General features: G+C 67.1%; 17 protein-coding genes. 10 read left to right on the top strand and 7 right to left on the bottom strand.

The window, feature by feature from the left end; genetic code table 11:
- Nucleotides 1-3 precede the first annotated feature (3 nt).
- Both fusA (ACFULV_RS19835) and tuf read left to right on the top strand, forming a co-directional pair.
- Nucleotides 4-2,106, top strand: a complete 2,103-nt coding sequence (gene fusA / locus ACFULV_RS19835) for an elongation factor G (RefSeq protein WP_301903670.1) — start codon at nt 4-6, stop codon at nt 2,104-2,106.
- 136 nt (nt 2,107-2,242) lie between these two features.
- Nucleotides 2,243-3,433, top strand: coding sequence for an elongation factor Tu (gene tuf, locus ACFULV_RS19830; protein ID WP_358109020.1), 1,191 nt, complete (start codon nt 2,243-2,245; stop codon nt 3,431-3,433).
- 75 nt (nt 3,434-3,508) lie between these two features.
- Here the strand turns inward: tuf and ACFULV_RS19825 are convergent, their stop codons facing one another.
- Nucleotides 3,509-3,865, bottom strand: coding sequence for a nitroreductase/quinone reductase family protein (locus tag ACFULV_RS19825; protein ID WP_378634355.1), 357 nt, complete (start codon nt 3,863-3,865; stop codon nt 3,509-3,511).
- Nucleotides 3,866-4,074: 209 nt separating this feature from the next.
- Complete coding sequence (locus ACFULV_RS19820) at nt 4,075-4,506, bottom strand: PPOX class F420-dependent oxidoreductase (protein ID WP_378634358.1); 432 nt, start codon at nt 4,504-4,506, stop codon at nt 4,075-4,077.
- Nucleotides 4,507-4,777: 271 nt separating this feature from the next.
- Here ACFULV_RS19820 and fusA (ACFULV_RS19815) point away from each other — a divergent pair, with 271 nt between their 5' ends.
- Nucleotides 4,778-6,856 (top strand): elongation factor G, encoded by a 2,079-nt coding sequence (fusA, locus tag ACFULV_RS19815; RefSeq protein WP_378658622.1) that lies wholly within the window; start codon nt 4,778-4,780, stop codon nt 6,854-6,856.
- 53 nt (nt 6,857-6,909) lie between these two features.
- On the opposite strand, the gene ACFULV_RS19810 is transcribed toward fusA (ACFULV_RS19815), so the two are convergent.
- Nucleotides 6,910-7,812 (bottom strand): helix-turn-helix transcriptional regulator, encoded by a 903-nt coding sequence (locus tag ACFULV_RS19810; protein WP_378634363.1) that lies wholly within the window; start codon nt 7,810-7,812, stop codon nt 6,910-6,912.
- Nucleotides 7,813-7,914: 102 nt separating this feature from the next.
- Between ACFULV_RS19810 and ACFULV_RS19805 the strand changes: the two genes are divergently transcribed.
- On the top strand, nt 7,915-9,429 hold the full coding sequence (locus ACFULV_RS19805) for an MFS transporter (RefSeq protein ID WP_378658619.1): 1,515 nt from the start codon (nt 7,915-7,917) through the stop codon (nt 9,427-9,429).
- Between the two features lie 13 nt (nt 9,430-9,442).
- Here the strand turns inward: ACFULV_RS19805 and ACFULV_RS19800 are convergent, their stop codons facing one another.
- Together ACFULV_RS19800 and ACFULV_RS19795 are read right to left on the bottom strand one after the other, a co-directional pair.
- Nucleotides 9,443-10,060 carry a TetR/AcrR family transcriptional regulator gene (locus tag ACFULV_RS19800; protein WP_378658616.1) on the bottom strand — a complete coding sequence of 206 codons (618 nt, stop codon included), beginning with the start codon at nt 10,058-10,060 and terminating at the stop codon, nt 9,443-9,445.
- Entirely contained in the window at nt 10,060-10,416 is a 357-nt protein-coding gene (locus ACFULV_RS19795) for an SPW repeat protein (protein ID WP_378634370.1), read from the bottom strand. Before ACFULV_RS19795 ends, ACFULV_RS19800 begins: the two co-directional genes overlap by 1 nt.
- A gap of 218 nt (nt 10,417-10,634) precedes the next feature.
- Between ACFULV_RS19795 and ACFULV_RS19790 the strand changes: the two genes are divergently transcribed.
- The 3 genes from ACFULV_RS19790 to ACFULV_RS19780 all read left to right on the top strand — a co-directional run bounded on the left by ACFULV_RS19790 (nt 10,635) and on the right by ACFULV_RS19780 (nt 13,492).
- Nucleotides 10,635-11,834 carry an NAD(P)/FAD-dependent oxidoreductase gene (locus ACFULV_RS19790; RefSeq protein ID WP_378634373.1) on the top strand — a complete coding sequence of 400 codons (1,200 nt, stop codon included), beginning with the start codon at nt 10,635-10,637 and terminating at the stop codon, nt 11,832-11,834.
- Between the two features lie 66 nt (nt 11,835-11,900).
- Nucleotides 11,901-12,671 (top strand): glutamate racemase, encoded by a 771-nt coding sequence (locus ACFULV_RS19785; RefSeq protein WP_378658614.1) that lies wholly within the window; start codon nt 11,901-11,903, stop codon nt 12,669-12,671.
- Between the two features lie 80 nt (nt 12,672-12,751).
- On the top strand, nt 12,752-13,492 hold the full coding sequence (locus ACFULV_RS19780; protein ID WP_378658611.1) for a DNA alkylation repair protein: 741 nt from the start codon (nt 12,752-12,754) through the stop codon (nt 13,490-13,492).
- On the opposite strand, the gene ACFULV_RS19775 is transcribed toward ACFULV_RS19780, so the two are convergent.
- Together ACFULV_RS19775 and mftR2 are read right to left on the bottom strand one after the other, a co-directional pair.
- Entirely contained in the window at nt 13,489-14,544 is a 1,056-nt protein-coding gene (locus ACFULV_RS19775) for a 2Fe-2S iron-sulfur cluster-binding protein (RefSeq protein WP_378634380.1), read from the bottom strand. The two genes, ACFULV_RS19780 and ACFULV_RS19775, sit on opposite strands and share 4 nt — an antisense overlap.
- Nucleotides 14,545-14,575: 31 nt before the next feature.
- On the bottom strand, nt 14,576-15,214 hold the full coding sequence (gene mftR2, locus ACFULV_RS19770) for a mycofactocin system transcriptional regulator MftR2 (RefSeq protein ID WP_378658608.1): 639 nt from the start codon (nt 15,212-15,214) through the stop codon (nt 14,576-14,578).
- Nucleotides 15,215-15,399: 185 nt separating this feature from the next.
- Between mftR2 and mftA the strand changes: the two genes are divergently transcribed.
- The 3 genes from mftA to mftF all read left to right on the top strand — a co-directional run bounded on the left by mftA (nt 15,400) and on the right by mftF (nt 18,521).
- The gene (mftA, locus tag ACFULV_RS19765; protein WP_101468422.1) at nt 15,400-15,504 is read left to right on the top strand and encodes a mycofactocin precursor MftA; all 105 of its coding nucleotides are present in this window, start codon (nt 15,400-15,402) and stop codon (nt 15,502-15,504) included.
- A 2-nt stretch (nt 15,505-15,506) separates the two neighbouring features.
- Nucleotides 15,507-16,982: a mycofactocin radical SAM maturase gene (gene mftC / locus ACFULV_RS19760; protein ID WP_378658714.1), complete on the top strand. Its 1,476-nt coding sequence runs from the start codon at nt 15,507-15,509 to the stop codon at nt 16,980-16,982.
- A 141-nt stretch (nt 16,983-17,123) separates the two neighbouring features.
- Nucleotides 17,124-18,521, top strand: coding sequence for a mycofactocin biosynthesis glycosyltransferase MftF (gene mftF, locus ACFULV_RS19755; RefSeq protein ID WP_358060798.1), 1,398 nt, complete (start codon nt 17,124-17,126; stop codon nt 18,519-18,521).
- The last annotated feature ends 1 nt before the right edge of the window (nt 18,522 follow it).

Raw genomic sequence — 18,522 nt, 5'->3', positions numbered from 1 at the left:
TTCGTGGCACAGGACGTGCTCACCGACCTGAACAAGGTCCGCAACATCGGCATCATGGCCCACATCGATGCGGGCAAGACCACCACGACCGAACGCATCCTGTTCTACACCGGTATCACGTACAAGATCGGTGAAGTTCACGATGGCGCGGCCACGATGGACTGGATGGAGCAGGAGCAGGAGCGTGGTATCACCATCACCTCCGCGGCTACCACCTGCTTCTGGAAAGACAACCAGATCAACATCATCGACACCCCCGGGCACGTCGACTTCACCGTCGAGGTGGAGCGTTCGCTGCGCGTGCTCGACGGCGCGGTCGCGGTGTTCGACGGCAAAGAGGGTGTCGAGCCCCAGTCCGAGCAGGTGTGGCGTCAGGCCGACAAGTACGACGTGCCGCGTATCTGCTTCGTGAACAAGATGGACAAGCTCGGTGCGGATTTCTACTTCACCGTGCAGACCATCAAGGACCGTCTCGGCGCTCGTCCGCTCGTGATCCAGCTGCCGATCGGCGCTGAGAACGACTTCGAGGGCATCGTCGACCTGGTCGAGAACAACGCCAAGGTCTGGAAGGGCGAGACCAAGCTCGGCGAAGAGTACGAAGTCGTCGAGATTCCGGCCGACCTCAAGGAGAAGGCCGAGCAGTACCGTCAGGAACTGCTCGAGACCGTCGCCGAGTCCGACGAGGCACTGCTCGAGAAGTTCTTCGGTGGCGAGGATCTCACCATCGAGGAGATCAAGGGCGCCATCCGCAAGATGACCGTCAACTCCGAGTTGTACCCGGTGCTGTGCGGTTCCGCGTTCAAGAACAAGGGCGTTCAGCCCATGCTCGACGCGGTCATCGATTACCTCCCTTCCCCGCTGGACGTCGAGGCCACCACCGGCCACGTGCCCAACAAGGAAGACGAGCTGATCACCCGCAAGCCGAACGTCGACGAGCCGTTCGCGGCGCTGGCGTTCAAGATCGCGGTGCACCCGTTCTTCGGTGAACTCACCTACGTGCGTGTGTACTCGGGTCAGGTCGCCTCCGGCGCCCAGGTCGTCAACTCGACCAAGGGCAAGAAGGAGCGTCTGGGCAAGCTGTTCCAGATGCACTCCAACAAGGAGATGCCGGTCGCCACGGCTTCGGCCGGCCACATCTACGCGGTCATCGGCCTGAAGGACACCACCACCGGTGACACCCTGTCCGACGCGCAGAACCAGGTCGTCCTCGAGTCGATGACCTTCCCGGATCCGGTCATCGAGGTCTCGATCGAGCCCAAGACCAAGTCCGACCAGGAAAAGCTCGGCACCGCGATCCAGAAGCTGGCGCGCGAAGATCCGACGTTCTCGGTCAAGCTCGACCAGGAGACCGGCCAGACCGTCATCGGCGGCATGGGCGAGCTCCACCTCGACATCCTCGTCGACCGTATGCGTCGCGAGTTCAAGGTCGAGGCGAACGTCGGCAAGCCGCAGGTGGCCTACCGCGAGACCATCACCAAGAAGGTCGAAAAGCACGAGTTCACCCACAAGAAGCAGACGGGTGGCTCCGGCCAGTTCGCGAAGGTCATCATCGCCCTCGAGCCGTTCGTCGGCGAAGACGGCGCGACCTACGAGTTCGAGAACAAGGTCTCCGGCGGTCGCGTGCCCCGTGAGTACATCCCGTCGGTCGACGCGGGCGCTCAGGATGCCATGCAGTACGGCGTGCTCGCCGGCTACCCGCTGGTGAACCTGAAGGTCAGCCTGCTCGACGGCGCGTACCACGACGTCGACTCCTCGGAAATGGCGTTCAAGATCGCGGGTTCGCAGGCCCTCAAGGAAGCGGCCCGTAAGGCCGGTCCGGTGATTCTCGAGCCGCTCATGGCGGTCGAGGTCATCACGCCCGAGGAATACATGGGCGACGTGATCGGCGACCTCAACTCCCGCCGTGGCCAGATTCAGGCCATGGAGGAACGCAGTGGTGCCCGTGTCGTCAAGGCGCTGGTTCCGCTCTCGGAGATGTTCGGTTACATCGGTGACCTGCGGTCCAAGACCCAGGGTCGCGCGAACTACTCCATGGTGTTCGCCCAGTACGCAGAGGTTCCGGCCAATGTGTCCAAGGAGATCATCGCCAAGGCGACCGGCGAATAAAACCCTCTTGCGGTCCAGTGGCACACTGGACCGCAAGTGCCGGGCGTCAAGTAATACCCCCGATCCCCGCCTCCAGCGGGGATGACACACGCACTGCTGCAAATGCACGCACCAACAAGTCCAGGAGGACCCAAAAGTGGCGAAGGCGAAGTTCGAGCGGACGAAGCCGCACGTCAACATCGGCACCATCGGTCACGTCGACCACGGCAAGACCACGCTGACTGCAGCGATCACCAAGGTGCTGGCTGACAAGTTCCCGGATCTGAACGACGCGTTCGCGTTCGATCAGATCGACAAGGCGCCGGAGGAGAAGGCTCGTGGTATCACGATCAACATCTCCCACGTCGAGTACCAGACCGATAAGCGCCACTACGCGCACGTCGACGCCCCGGGCCACGCGGACTACATCAAGAACATGATCACCGGTGCGGCGCAGATGGACGGCGCCATCCTCGTGGTCGCGGCCACCGATGGCCCGATGCCGCAGACTCGCGAGCACGTGCTGCTCGCCCGTCAGGTCGGCGTGCCCTACATCCTGGTCGCGCTGAACAAGTCGGACATGGTCGATGACGAGGAAATCCTCGAGCTCGTCGAGATGGAGGTCCGCGAACTGCTGGCCTCGCAGGAATTCGACGAGGACGCGCCGGTCGTGCGTGTCTCCGGTCTGAAGGCCCTCGAGGGCGACGAGAAGTGGGCCGAGGCCATCGTCGAGCTCATGCAGGCCGTCGACGACTCGATCCCGGACCCGGTCCGCGAGACCGAGCTCCCGTTCCTGATGCCCGTTGAGGACGTCTTCACGATCACCGGTCGTGGCACCGTCGTCACCGGTCGTGTCGAGCGCGGCATCGTCAACGTGAACGAGGAGGTGGAAATCGTCGGCATCAAGGAGAAGTCGACCAAGACCACCGTCACCGGCATCGAGATGTTCCGCAAGCTGCTCGACCAGGGCCAGGCGGGCGACAACGTCGGCCTGCTGGTTCGTGGCATCAAGCGCGAAGATGTCGAGCGTGGCCAGGTTGTCGTCAAGCCGGGCACCACGACTCCCCACACGGAGTTCGAGGGCCAGGCGTACATCCTGTCGAAGGACGAGGGCGGCCGCCACACCCCGTTCTTCAACAACTACCGCCCGCAGTTCTACTTCCGTACCACGGACGTGACCGGCGTCGTTACCCTCCCCGAGGGCACCGAGATGGTCATGCCCGGCGACAACACCGAGATGCTGGTCAAGCTGATCCAGCCGGTCGCCATGGACGAAGGCCTGCGCTTCGCGATCCGCGAGGGTGGCCGCACCGTCGGTGCCGGTCGCGTCACGAAGATCATCAAGTGAGTCGGTAAGACCCACTGCACAACCTGAACGGCGTCGCTCCCCCGGGAGCGGCGCCGTTCGGCGTTTTCCGGAGGGTCAGCCGGCCGCGGCGAGCCGCACGCGGACGGTGACCCGGCCCCGGGGATCGCGATGGGCGACCGCGTGGCCGGCATGGTCCGTGCCGTCGATGCGGAGGGTGACGGGGCCGCCTTCATCGAGAAAGTTGCGCCACCACTTCTTCTTGTCGGGCATCGCGGCGCCGATGACGTACTCCTCGCCGGAACGCCGATAGTTCACCGGCGTGGTGAACGTCCGCCCGGAACGCCGACCCACATAGCTGATCTGCGCGAACGACTTACCCAGGACCTTCCCGATGACAGGCGCTTCGGTCAACGCCACCACCCCGGCGTTCATCCCCTGCAATCCCCGACGCAACAACGATTCCTGAATCAACGGCTTCTCCTGCCTGATGAAGAACGGACGTGCTGTTCCTCAAGCTACCGAGGTTCCTTGGCAATGGGCTGAGAGTCGTTGTTGCGCAATCGCCGGCCCGGCCACGCCGATCCGCCTGATCATCTACCCCGCGACAAGCCACTCGGGTGCGATCAGACCTGCCCGGTTCGCCCCGGATGTCACCGAGTTCCTTTCGGCGACAACCTGACTCAGCGGATCTTGGCGCCGTAGACGTGCTCGACGGACAACGCCATGAGCACGCGGCGGTCGGCGACCATGACCTCGCGGTACTCGTTCCAGTCGGGGTGCTCGCCTGCGGCCGCGCGGTAGTAGTCGACCAGGGCTTCGACTTCTGGGCCGTTCGGGTCCGTGCCGGGGCCGGTCAAGGTAGCGGTGCCTTCGGCGGTGGCCCACGACCAGCCGTCGGCGCTGGTGACCTCGAGCGCAGCGCGCGGGTCGCGGCGGAGGTTGATCGTTTTGGCGCGGCCTTCGGTCATGGAGACGTAGATGATGCCCGCGGCGCGGTCGTAGTACGGGGTGACGGGGGAGAGCTGGGGGCGGCCGTCGGACTTGATGGTGGCCAGGATGCCGATGCGGGAGTCGGCGATGAGGGCGTGCAGGTCGAGCGGGGTTTCGGGCATCGATCGGCTCCTAGGGGGTGGCGGGGCTGTTCGTTGTGACGAACCGCCGTGGTCGCGCGTTTATGCCCGGGCTGCGGAAATCCCGTCGACACCGCGCGATCGGGCGCGTAGAACTTGTCGCATGGTTACAGCACGTCCGCAGTCGCGGTTCTAGCTCGCATCGAGTCGTTCGGCGCCGGTGCGGCGCCGCGTGATCCGACGCCCGTGCCGTCCCAGGAACGCACAACTGGCGAGCGTCGATTCCTCGACCGGACCAGCCTGGGGGATTCCCATGACCAGAATCGATCTCGCCCGAATACGCAATATCGGCATCGCCGCCCACATCGACGCGGGCAAGACCACGACGACCGAACGGGTGCTGTTCTACACCGGTGTCACCCGGACCCTCGGCGAGGTGCACGACGGCACCGCGGTGATGGACCGGATGATCCAGGAGCGCGAACACGGCATCACGATCGCGGCGGCGGCGACCACCTGCTGGTGGAACGAGCACCAGATCACCATCCTCGACACCCCCGGCCACGTCGACTTCACCGTCGAGGTGGAGCGTTCGCTGCGGGTGCTCGACGGTGCGATCGCGGTATTCGACGCCAAGGAGGGCGTGGAGCCGCAGTCGGAACAGGTGTGGCGCCAGGCCGACAAGTACGGCGTCCCGCGGATCTGTTTCGTGAACAAGATGGACAAGCTCGGTGCCGATTTCGCGTTCACCGTGCGGACCATCGCGGAGCGACTCCGGGTGCGCCCATTGGTGATTCAGCTGCCGATCGGTGCGGAACGCGAGTTCGACGGCATCATCGACCTGGTCGAGATGACCGCCAAGGTGTGGCGTGGCGACACCGATCGCGGTGCTCGCTTCGAGACCATCGAGATTCCGGAAGACTTGCGTACCAAGGCCTTCCAGCATCGGGATGCGCTGGAGGCCGCGGTCGCCGAGGCCGACGAGGAAGTGCTGGAGCGCTATCTCGCGGGCAAGGCGATCACCGTCGACCTCCTGAAAGCCGCCATCCGGCGGATGACGATCGACGCACAGGCCTACCCCGTGCTGTGCGGCTCGGCGCTGGCCAACATCGGCGTGCAGCCACTGCTGGACGCGGTTGTCGACTACCTGCCGTCGCCGCTGGATGTCGTGGCCGTGCACGGGTTCTCGCCGGAGGGCGAGCACATCCACCGCGCGCCCGATATCGCCGAGCCGTTCGCGGCGCTGGCGTTCAAGGTCACGCTGCACCCGTTCTTCGGCAAGCTCGTCTACCTGCGGGTGTACTCCGGTACCGCCGAACCCGGTGCGACCGTGCTGAATTCGACCAATGGACGAAAGGAGCGTCTCGGCACACTGTTCCAGATGCATTCGAGCACCGAGATCGCCGTCGAGCGGGTGCAGGCCGGGCAGATCTGTGCCGTGATCGGCCTGAAGGCGACGGGAACCGGCGACACCCTGTGCGATCGGGCAGCCCCCGTCGTCCTGGAGTCGATGACCTTCCCCGACCCCGTACTCGCCGTCTCGATCGAACCGAGGACCCGCGCCGACCAGGACAAGCTGGGCACCGCCCTGGCTCGGCTGGCCGACGAGGACCCGACATTCACGGTGCATGTCGACGTCGAAACCGGTCAGACGGTTATCGGTGGCATGGGCGAACTGCATCTGGAGATCCTGGTCGACCGGATGAAACGGGAGTTCCGGGTCGACGCCGACATCGGCGCCCCGCGTGTGGCCTATCGCGAAACCATCACCGCGGCAGTCGATCTGTTCGAATACACCCACCGCAAGCAACAGGGTGGGCACGGGCAGTTCGCCAAGGTGGTGATCGCGCTGGAACCTCACGTAGCCGATGACGACGCGATCTACGAATTCGAGAGCCGGGTCACCGGCGGGCGCGTACCGCGGGAGTACATCCCCGCGGTGGACGCGGGCGCGCAAGACGCGCTGCGCGTCGGCACGCTCGCCGGCTTTCCGCTGGTGAACGTGAAGGTGACGCTGCTCGACGGCGCCGCCCACGTGCAGGATTCGTCGGAACTGGCGTTCCGTCTCGCGGGAGCGGCGGCGGTGCGCGCGGCGCTCGCGCGAGCGAAGCCGGTGCTGCTCGAACCGGTGATGGCCGTGGAGGTCGTGACGCCGGAGGAGTACGTCGGCGAGGTGATCGGTGATCTCAACGCCCGTCGCGGCCGGGTCACCGAGCTCACGGAACGGGGCGGCGCGCACATCATCCGCGCGCTGACCCCGCTCCAGGAGATGTTCGGCTACATCGGGGATCTGCGCTCGAAAACCCGTGGCCGAGCGAACTACTCGATGGTGTTCGACTCCTACGCCCCGGTCCCGCCGGGTGCTGCGGAGTCGATCATCGCGGGCAGTTGATCGACACCGGTGACGCCGCGATCCACGCGGCGTCACCGGTTCGTCGACGGGGCCTAGGTGGGGCTTCCGTCCGGTGTCTCGGAGTCGACCATCGCCGGCACCCGGCGCGTCCTGGTGGATCCGGCAGTGAGCAGGCGCAGCGCGTCTGCCGAACTCGCATCGCGCGCGGTGTACACCTCGAGCCGGTGGTCAGGACTGTCGGGCTGCAACCACACCTGATAGTCGACGTCGACACGCCCGACCGTCGGATGACGCAGATCCATCGGCCCGACGGTGCAATCGGCGACCTCCGCGCCGGCCCACAGCGTCGCGAAGGTCGTACTGCGCATGGCGAGTTCGCCGATCAGTTCGGCCAGCCGCGCGTCGGTGGGGTAGCGCCCCGCGGTCAGCCGGAGGTAGCCCACGTGAATGCGGGCGAGCTCGTCCCAGTTCCGGTACAGATCCCTGGCGAGCGGATCGAGGAAGAACAGTCGCGGAATCGAGGGACGTCGTGTGGGGTCCTCGGGCGCGGTGAAGTCGAGGTGCTCGCCGACGAGCGCGTGCCCGGCGTGATTCCAGGCGAGCACATCGCCACGGCGTCCGAGCACGACAGCGGGCATGGTGTCGCCGAGCGAGCTGAGCAGCGTGAGAACCCGCGGGTGTGGCTGTTCCGGTTCGGTCCGGACCAGATGCGGCACGGCCGGTTGACCTGCGAGGTTGTGCAGATGGGCCGTTTCGGCGGGATCGAGCTGGAGCACCCGGGCGATGGCGTCGATGACCTGTGCGGAAACGGTCCCGGCCTGATCTTGTTCGAGGCGTGTGTAGTACCCGGCGCTGACTCCGGCGAGCTGAGCGAGTTCTTCGCGGCGAAGCCCGGGGACGCGGCGGGTGACGCCGAAGGTGCGTAGGCCGATCCGCTCAGGGGTAGTTCGGTCGCGGCGGGACTTGAGGAACGTTCCGAGGCTTTCCAACTCCATCGTTCCGATCGTAGGCACCACCGGGCTGTCCTGCCTATCCCGGCCGGGTGTACCCACGTCAGGGGTCTGGTTGCCGCTCGCACGCGATCGCAGGGTGAGGACATGAATCGAATCGATATCGAGCTGCGGTCCTGGCTGGGCCTGCTGGTGGTGCTCGGCCCCGTACTGCTCGTCGCCATGGACGGCTCGGTGCTGTTCCTGGCCATGCCCGCCATCACCGAGGCGCTGTCACCCTCGGCCGACGAATCGCTCTGGATCCTGGACAGCTACGGCTTCGCGGTCGGCGCCCTGCTGATCGCGTTCGGCACCATCGGCGACCGTTACGGCCGCAAACGCCTGCTGATGATCGGAGCGGCGATGTTCGGCCTCGGCTCGGTAGGGGCGGCCTTCGCCACGAGCCCCGAACTGCTGATCGCCTTCCGCGTCCTGATGGGTGTGGCGGGCGCGACGCTGTTGCCGTCGGCGCTCGCCGTACTCGGCACACTGTTCACCGACCCGCGCCGACGCGCGCAGGCCATCGGTATCTTCGCCGCCACCTTCGCCGCGGGTTTCGCGATCGGCCCGATCGTCGCCGGGCAGCTGCTCACCCGGTTCTGGTGGGGGTCGGTGCTGCTGATCAATGTGCCGGTGGTCGTGGCGTTCCTGGTGCTGGCGCCGATCCTGCTCGGTGAGGTACACGCGACCGGTGGCGGCCGCATCGATGTGGCGAGCGTGGTCACCTCGTCCGCCGGGTTGCTGAGTGCCATGTACGCCGTGAAACACAGTGCCGCGCAGGGCATATCCATGTCGTCGGTTGCGGCAGGGCTGGCCGGGGTGGCATTGCTCGGGTGGTTCGGCCGCAGGCAACGGCGCATCGGCAATCCGCTCATCGACTTCACCTTGTTCGGCAACCCGGTCTTCGCCATCGCGATGGTCACCGGGTTCCTGCCGCTGGCAGCTTGGTCGGCGACCGCGTATCTGGCGGCTGTCTACCTGCAATCCGTTCTGGGCATCTCTATCGCCGACGCCGCGTTGCTCGCGGTTCCGGGTGCCCTCGTTCTCACTGTGGCCGCTGTGGTCACCCCGGCCGTCGTGGCCCGCGTCGGCCGCTCGGCCGCCTTGATCACCGCCCACTTCACGATCGCGATGGGGCTGTCGCTGCTGCTGCCGACCGGCACCGGCGGCGGGCTCGGCTGGTACATCGCCGCGACCGTGGTCGCCGGTTTCGGTTACGGCATCTCGTTCAGCGTGGTCGCCGACATCGCGGTCGCTGCGGTTCCGGCGGAACGGGCGGGCGCGGCCGCCGCGCTGGCCGAAACCGGCAACGAACTCGGCAACGCCCTCGGCATCGCCCTGTTCGGTTCGCTGGCCGCCGTGCTCTTCCGCATCCACGGCCCGGACCTCGCGCCGACCCTCGGTGAAACGCTGCGTCTGCCCGGGGTGGCCTCCGCCGAGCTCGACGACGCCCGCGGCGCCTTCGTCAGCGGATTGCACGTCGTCGCCGCTACCGCGGCCACCTTGCACGTGGTCCTCGGCTCGGTGGCCATTCGCGTTCTCCGGAGCAGGGCACTCGCCGTACGCAGATCGGACCCGGTCTCGGCCTCTCGTCCAGGAGGCGCGGTACACAGCCGAAGCTGATGTATCGACGCCCTCAGCCGAGGTGGGTCATTCCCGCCGCGACCACCTGGGCGACGTTCAGCAGGTCGTCGGCCGTCGGGACGGGGAGGTCGTCGAGAGCGTGGAGGCGGTCGGTGCTGGCGATCGCGAACATGGCGGACACCCAGGCCGCGGCGCAGGCGTGGAGGGTGCCGGGGCGGACGGGGACCGGGGTGCTGGCTTGCAGGACGCGGGTGGTGACATCGAGGAGCTGATCGCGCAGCGCGCGGAGTTTGCGGCGCACGTCGGGGTGGGTGTCGGCTTCGCGCCACATGATCACCCGCAGCACCGAGGAGTGATGGTCGCGCAGGTTGATCGCGGTGTCGAGGTTGATCAGGCTGGCGGCCGGATCGCCGGGGGACACCAGGGCGGCGAGGTCGTCGATCGGGTGTTCGGGGACGCGTTCGCGCATGAGCGCGGACAGGATCGCGTTCTTGGTGGGGAAGTAGTAGAAGACCAGTCCTTTCGGCACATCGGCGGCCGCGGCGACGGCCGCGGTCGGCGTAGCGTCGAATCCCTGTGCGGCGAACAGGGTCTCGGCGGCATCCAGGATGAGTTGCCGGGCGTCGCCATCGCGTTTCGCGTTGCGGCGCCCGACTCGTCGGCCCGGCATCAGTGATGTGGAGCCATGTTGTGCAGGCGCTGGTTCATGGCAGGCAGCGCGGCGACCGCCACCACCGCCGTCACCACTCCGACCACCCAGGCCGTCCAGGACGCGCCGCTGAACGCGGTGAAGTCCATGGCCCACGGCGAGATGAACAGCAGCACGCCGAATACGCCCATCGCGTAGTCGGCGACGATCAGGTCGTCCCTGGCCATCTGGATCAGACCCGTCGCGGCGATGAGTACGCCGAGCACGATCAGGGTCCAGCGGGCGTTGTCGTTGGTGTCGAGCCACAGGGGCGACAGTGCGGTGAATGCGCCGAGCACAACGGCCAGAAAGTCCTGTGCGCGACTGTTGGTGAACATGGGAAATGCCTCCTCGTTGAGACGAAAAATACCTCTGACCTCGGTCTACTCCTGATTGACCGCCCGGTCGACATCGGAAGCGGCACGGTTGTGTTGCGACGTGGGTGTCACAGGTGACCCGGCGCACTGGTACAAACATCTGGGGGCCGTAGTGGTCCGCGACACAGCAGAAACATGGCACGAGCGGTCAGCGACCGAGCATGCCGAGAGGACACAATATGAGCGCGCCCATCGTGATCGTCGGAGCGGGTCTGGCAGGCCTGCGCACGGCCGAGGAACTGCGTCGGGCCGGATACGAGGGCGGTGTGCTGCTGCTCGGCGACGAGACGCGCGCGCCGTACGACCGCCCGCCGCTGTCGAAGCAGTTCGTGCGCGGCGAGACCGACGACACCACCCTTCGCCCGCCGGAGTTCTTCGCGGACAAGAACATCGAGCTGCGCCTCGGCACCGCCGTCACCGGTGTCGACACCGCCGCGCGCACCGTCACCCTGGCCGACGGTGCCACCATCGCCTACGACCAGCTGATCATCGCGACCGGTCTGCGCCCCCGCAGGCTCCCCGGTCTGCCCCAGGTCGGGGGAGTGCACGTGCTGCGTGCCCACGAGGACGCCGCGACCCTGCGCGCCGAACTGGACGGTGCGAACCGGGCCCTGATCATCGGTGCCGGTTTCATCGGCTGCGAACTCGCCGCCAGCTTCCGTGCCGCCGGAGTCGAGGTCACCCTCGTCGAACCCCAGCCGACCCCGCTGGCCTCGGTCCTGGGCGAGCAGATCGGTGGCCTGGTGGCGCGCCTGCATCGCGACGAAGGCGTCGACCTGCGCTGCGGTGTCGGCGTCGACACCCTGCGCGCCGACGATTCCGGCCGGGTGTGTGGCGCGGTCTTCACCGACGGCACCGACATCGACACCGACCTGGTCGTGGTCGGCGTGGGCTCGGTCCCCGTCACCGACTGGCTGGCCGACTCCGGTATCGAGCTGGCCGACAGGTCCGCGGGCGGTGGCGTGCTCGCCGACGAGGTCGGCCGTACCTCCGCCGACGCCGTCTGGGCGGTCGGTGATGTCGCCGCCTGGCAGCACGACTCCGGCGTCCGCAAGCGGGTCGAACACTGGACGAGCGCGGGTGAACAGGCAAAATTGCTGGTCACCGCCCTCCTCGGCGGTACACCGCCCACCATGGCCCGCGTGCCGTACTTCTGGAGCGACCAGTACGACATCAAGATCCAGGCCCTCGGCACCCCCTCGCCCCACGACGACGTCACCGTGGTCACCGACGACGGCCGCAAGTTCCTCGCCTACTACTCGCGCGACGGCATCCTCACCGCCGTGCTCGGTGCGGGCCTGACCAGCCAGGTGATGAAACTGCGCGCCAAACTGGCCACCCCCACTCCGGTGGCGGACCTCCTCGCCGCGGCAGGCTGAGCCCGCTCGGGCCGGTGCGTACGTGGTCGCGATCGGCCGAGCTCGCCGCTGTAATACGGTGTAGCGGTGATCGTCGCGCTCATCGATTCCGGCCTCGGCCTGTTGCCTACGGCTTCGTGGTTGCGCAAGCTGCGGCCCGACGTCGACTTGCTGCTGCTGCTCGACCCCGATGGCGCGCCCTGGGGGCCCAAGCCGGAGCAGTGGGTGGTCGAGCGGGTCGTCGGCACGGCACGGCAGGCGATCGAGGCGGGGGCCGAGGTGATCGTGCTGCCGTGCAATACCGCGAGTGTCACCGCGTTGGCGCATGTGCGGGCGGAGGTGGGGGAGTCGGTGCCGGTGATCGGCACTGTTCCCGCGATCAAACCTGCTGCCGCACAATGTAATTCGGTAGCCGTGTGGGCGACGGCGGCGACCACTGCCAGCCGCTACCAGGCCGATCTGATCGCCAGGTTCGGCGGTGACGCGAAGGTCGTCGGGGTCGCCTGCCACGGGCTGGCCGACGCGATCGACCGCGGCGACATCAAGGCGATCCGCGAGTCGATCGCCGACTCGGCCGCGCGCACCCCGGCCGACGTCGAGGGCGTTGTCCTCGGCTGCACCCACTATCCACTGGTCATCGACGCCATCGTCGCCGCACTACCCGACGGTGTGCGCCTGTTCGACAGCGCCCAAGCCGTCGCCGCCCAGACCGTCCGCAAGATGGACGAACTCGGCCGCCCCACCACCGGCACCGGCACCGGCACCGTCACCGTCCGCACGAGCGGTCGGCCGGGCGAGTTGCCCTCCGGTGCGGCGACATTCGAGTCGGGCCGCCTGCTCGGCGCACTACCGGCCTGACCGGACGGCGGGGAGCCTGCGCGGGCATGTCACCGCACCAGTGTTGAATGCGGAGGGAATCCGCCGACCCGGAGGTGCGTGTGTCCGAGCTTCCCACCGCTGCACAGGTGCGTAAGGCCCTCGCCGACCTGGCGAACCCCACTGACGCGCATCACCTGCAACGCTTCTTCAAGACCGGCCCCGGCGAATACGGCGAGGGCGACATCTTTCTCGGCATCCGAGTCCCCGTCACCAGAAGAGTGGCGAAACAGTTCCCCGCACTGCCGCTTTCGCAGATCGACGAACTCCTCGACAGTCCCCTCCACGAGGAACGCCTGGCCGCCCTGTTCATCCTCAACGCCCGCTTCGCGGCGGTATCGAAACCGCGTGCCCTCGACGACAAGGCCCGTCAGGAGATGGTCGATCTCTACCTGGCGGCCGTCCGGCGCGGCCGGGTCAACAACTGGGATCTGGTCGACGCCTCCGCCGAGAACATCATCGGCCCTTGGCTACTCGACAGAGACCGCACGCTGCTGTTCGAACTGGCCGAACAGGATTCGCTGTGGGAGCGCCGAGTCGCGCTGTTGTCGACGTTCGCGTTCATCAAGGCGGGCGACCCGAGCACCACCTTGGAACTCGCCGAAATCCTTCGGACCGACCGCCGAGATCTGATCCAGAAGGCGCTGGGCTGGATGTTGCGCGAAATCGGCAAGCGCGTCGACCAGACCGCACTCACCGATTTCCTGAACAGGAACGCACCCGAACTGGGCCGCACCGCGTTGAGCTACGCGACCGAACACCTCGACCCCGAGCAACGCGCCGCCTACCGCGCCATGCGTTAGAACTGGATCCGCAGCCGATCGGTCACCGGACGCGCCTGGCAGCCGAGGATGTACCCGTTCTCGATGTCCTCGGGATCGAGGATCTCCGAATTGGCCATCTCCACTTTGCCTTCCAGCACGGTGCAGGCACACGACCCGCACTCGCCCTCCTGGCAGGAGTAGGGCACGTCGAGGCCCTTGTCGAGCATGATGTCGACCAGCGTCTGCTTGCGTGGCCACGACATCTCGTGCACCTGGCCGTCGAGCTCCACCTCGACCGTCGCCGCGTCGGCCGCTTCGGCCTCGGACACCTCGGCGGGCGCGTGGTCGGCGAACGGATCTCCGGCGAGGGAGTTGAAGACCTCGGCGTGGGTGCGGTTGCGCGGGACCTCGAGCGAGGCCAGCGCGTCGTGCACCAGGTCCATGAACGGCTTGGGCCCGCACATGAACGCCTCGTAGGCGGTGTAGGGCCGGACCAGGGTGGCCAGCATGTCGGCGGTCGGCAGGCCGAGCAGCGGTTCGAGCCAGTGGATGACGGTGAGTCGCTGGGGATGCTTACCGACGAGATCGCGGAGTTCGTCCGCGAAGATCACCGAGGTCGCGTCGCGATTGGCGTAGACCAGCACGACCTTGCCGGAACCCTGCGACAGTGCCGACTTCAGGATCGACATCACCGGCGTGATCCCGCTGCCCGCGCCGAACAGCAGCATGTCCTCGTCGAGATCCTTGGGCGTGAACACACCTGACGGCGGCAGCACCTCGACCTCGTCGCCCGCGGCGATGTTGTCGCACAGCCAGTTCGAGCCGTATCCGTCCACGGTGCGCTTGACGGTCACCTTCGGCAGGTCATCGGTGAACGGCGAACTGGCCAGCGAATAGCAGCGGGCGACCGATCCGGTCTGCTCGCTCGGGATGCGCAGCGTCAGGAACTGGCCGGGGGAGTAGGCGAAGCGCTCGCGGAGTTCGGCGGGCACCTCGAAGACCACGGAGTTGGTGTCGGCCGTTTCGGCGATCACCGCGGCTACTCGCAGCACCACCGAGCGCGAGCCGTGCGGAACCTCGACTGTGGTCATGTCGTCCTCTCGGGCAAAACTAGAACGTGTTTCAGTTTCGTGCTAGGCCGGGACGCGCCTGCAGGGCAAGCTGCGCCTCGAGTCCGGCGACCAGCACCTCCATCCCGAAGTCGTAGGAGTACTTGCCGCGCAGGTCGGACATGTACTTCGTGGCTCGGGCCACCGCCTCGGGCAGCAGCACGTCGGCCGGCGCGGAACGGTCGCGCGGGTTCACTCTGCTGCGGCCGAACAGGTAGGTGTGGATGGTCGCGTAGGCGGCCAGCACGTTGCGGTCGCTGAAGCCCGCGTCGAACAGGATCTCCATCACGGCGTCGATCAGGTCGAGCTGCTTGCCGAGCATCTGCTCGAGCAAGATGTCGCCCAGGCCGGGATGCGTGCGCAGTTTATCGTCTATCTGATCGATCAGATCGCGCAGGCGCTCCTGCCACGGACCGGACTCGCGCGAGGGCTTGCGCACCCCGGCCAGTGCGGCGCTGGCGACCAGATCGAGTAGCTCGCGCTTGTCGGCCACGTAGTAGTACGGCGCCATCGGCGACACCCCGAGCTCGCGCGAGAGCCGTCGCATCGACAGCTTTTCGACCCCGTCCTCGCGCACCACCCTCAGTGCCGCGTCGACGATCTCTGCCTCGGACAGTGTCGAACCAGCACCCGCCCCACCATGGTTACGCAAGCCTCTGCCTCACCTCTGCTGCCACCGGGCCATCAGCCCTTTTCCCATCCCTGCCTCCGGAAGTCTAGAGGGGTTCGCAGCCGAGGGGGGCGGGGTGTGCTCAGAGAAAGATTTTCCGATTTCGCCCTTTATGGCAGTCACTGACGTTAAGGTGCGTGGTGACCGGCAACACAATGGAGGTAGTCATGCCTGAGAACACCACGCCCGCGACCGTCGAATCCGACGAGGACCTGGTCACCGAGACGCTGATCGAAGAGGTCAGCATCGACGGCATGTGCGGCGTGTACTGACCATGCTGGACCTCGACACCCGCTGGACGCTGCACCCTCGGGTCTCGTTGCGCCCGGAATCCTTCGGCGCGCTGCTGTACCACTTCGGGACCCGCAAGCTCTCGTTCCTCAAGAGCCGCGATCTCGTCGATGTGGTCCGGTCGCTTCCCGCGCACTCCTCCGTGCGCGACGCGCTGCGTGCCAAGGGCGTAGACGCCTCCGACGCGCACGTCGCAGCGCTCGCGCAGCTGGCCGACACCGACATGATCGTGGCCTCGCCCGGCCCGGTCACCGCCGCGCCGACAGCCTTGGGGGCGGGCGACGCCACCCAGGGCGGCAGGCTGATCGACCGTTTCGAATCGGGCCTCGCCGCACCGATCTGCCTCACCTGGGAACTCACCTACGCCTGCAACCTGTCGTGCGTGCACTGCCTGTCGTCCTCGGGTCGCCGCGACCCGAACGAACTGAGCACCGAGCAGTGCAAGGCGCTGATCGACGAGTTCGAGCGCATGCAGATCTTCTACGTCAACATCGGCGGCGGTGAACCGACTGTGCGCCCGGACTTCTGGGAACTGGTCGACTACGCCACCGCGCACAATGTGGGGGTCAAGTTCTCCACCAACGGCGTTCGCATCAACGAAGAGGTCGCCGCGCGTTTGGCGGCCAGCGACTACGTCGACGTGCAGATCTCCCTCGACGGCGCCGATGCCGCGGTCAACGACGCCGTGCGCGGTCCCGGCTCCTACGACACCGCGATCAAGGCGCTGTCGAACCTCGCCGCGGCGGGTTTCAAGGACGCCAAGCTCTCGGTGGTCGCCACCCGGCACAACATCTCCCAGCTCGACGAGTTCAAGGCCATCGCCGACAAGTACGGCGCCACCTTGCGACTCACCCGCCTTCGTCCCTCGGGTCGCGGCGCGGACGTGTGGGACGAGCTGCATCCGCTGCCCGAACAGCAGCGCGAGCTCTACGACTGGCTCGTCCGCAACGGCGAGGGCGTCCTCACCGGCGACTCGTTCTTCCACCTGTCCGCATTCGGCTCGGCCCTACCGGGTTTGAACATGTGCGGTGCGGGCCGGGTGGTCTGTCTGGTCGATCCGGTCGGCGACGTCTACGCCTGCCCGTTCGCCATCCATGACCGCTTCAAAGCCGGAAACATCGTCGCCGACGGTGGTTTCGAGGCGGTCTGGACCGACTCCGAGCTCTTCGCCGAGCTGCGCGAGCCGGTCGACGGTGGCGCGTGCACGAAGTGCTCGCACTACGACTCCTGCCGTGGTGGCTGCATGGCCGCGAAATTCTTCACCGGCCTGCCCGCCAACGGACCGGACCCGGAATGCGTTCAGGGCTACGGCGAAGCGGCGCTGTCGGCGCCGGGACGCACCATTCCGCGCCCCGCCGTCGACCACTCGCGCCCGGTTCGCAGTCGGGGCAGGGTGTCGCTGCCGTTGACCGTGAAGCGCCCACCTGCCAAGGCGTGCAACGAGAGTCCGCTCGGCTGAGGCGCGGCCGGTTGCCGGAAATGCGCTGCCGATCTTGTTGACGCGTCCGGCAACCGGTCACAGCGGCATTTCAGGCAGACTTTCCTCCTTTTTTGTGGGGTGATGATGTCTGAGAGCTCAACTGCGCATAGCATGCGAGGAATGCGCCATGATCGTCTGCCCGACGGCTTCGGGGTACGGATCGATCCACGGGTACGCGCATTTTCCGGGGGTCGGATCCTGATCGGAGGATCGCCCGCACGGATGCTGCGCTTGGCCCCGGAGGCCGCCGAGTTGATCGGCGACGGATACCTGGAGGTGACCGACACCAAGTCCGCGATCGTCGCCCGCCGGCTGCTCGATTCCGGCGTGGCCAACCCGCGTCCGCGGCTCGAACCGTCCCTCGACGACGTCACCGTCGTCATCCCGCTCTACAACAACGCCGACGGGCTGCTACGTCTGCTGGCAGTGCTGCGTGGGCACAATGTGATCGTCGTCGACGACGGCTCCGACGAGCCGGTCCGCATCCCGCCGCGACCAGGCCGCGGTCAGGTGACGGTGCTGCGGCACGAGAGCCCGCTCGGTCCCGCCGCCGCCCGAAATGCCGGATTGCAGGCGGCGACAACGGGCTTCGTGGCGTTCCTCGACTCCGATGTGGTGCCGCGCAGCGGCTGGCTCGAGGTCATGCTCGGACATTTCAGCGATCCGCAGGTCGCGCTGGTCGCGCCGCGCATCGTGGCCCTCGATTCCGAATCCAACGCGCTCGCTCGCTACGAACACACCCGCTCCTCACTCGATCTCGGCCGGCGCGAATCGGCGGTGCACGCCCGCGGCATCGTGTCGTACGTGCCGAGCGCGGCGCTGCTGGCCAGGCGCGCGGCGCTGCTCGGCGAGGGCGGATTCGACGAATCGATGCAGGTGGCCGAGGACGTCGACCTGTGCTGGCGGCTCGAACGCGCGGGCTGGCGGTTGCGCTACGAGCCCGCCGCGCACGTCGCCCACGATCACCGGGTCGCCTTCCGCGCCTGGTTCGGGCGAAAGCTGTTCTACGGCACGGGCGCGGCACCGCTCGGGAAGCGGCACTCGGGCTTGGTCTCGCCGCTGTCGGTGCCGACCTGGACCGTGCTGGCCAGTCTGCTGTTCGCGACACTGTCGAAATGGGGTCTGCTCGGCGGACTCGTCACCCTGGCCACGGCCCTGGTTCGCCTGCGCCGGGTCTTCACCGAACTGGACAACCCGACCCGGATCGCGGCGGTCTACCTCGCGCGCGGTTACTTCGCCGGGATGTGGCGACTGGCTTCGGCGATGTGCCGGGACTATTGGCCGGTGACGCTCCTCGCGGTGATCGCGTCGAGCCGGATCCGCAAGATCGCCATCACGATGGCACTCGCCGACGGTCTCGCCGACTGGTTCACCCATCGCGACTCGGGCGGGCTCGACCCGGTCCGCTATGTGGCCTACAAGCGTCTCGACGACGTGGCCTACGGCACGGGCCTGTGGCTGGGCGTCATCCGGGCGCGCAGTTTCGAAGCGCTCAAGCCGAGCGTGCCGCCCCGCTGAA

Source organism: Nocardia sp. NPDC057272 (assembly GCF_042668615.1).
Lineage (GTDB): Bacteria > Actinomycetota > Actinomycetes > Mycobacteriales > Mycobacteriaceae > Nocardia.
This window is presented reverse-complemented; position numbering and strand designations above follow the sequence as displayed.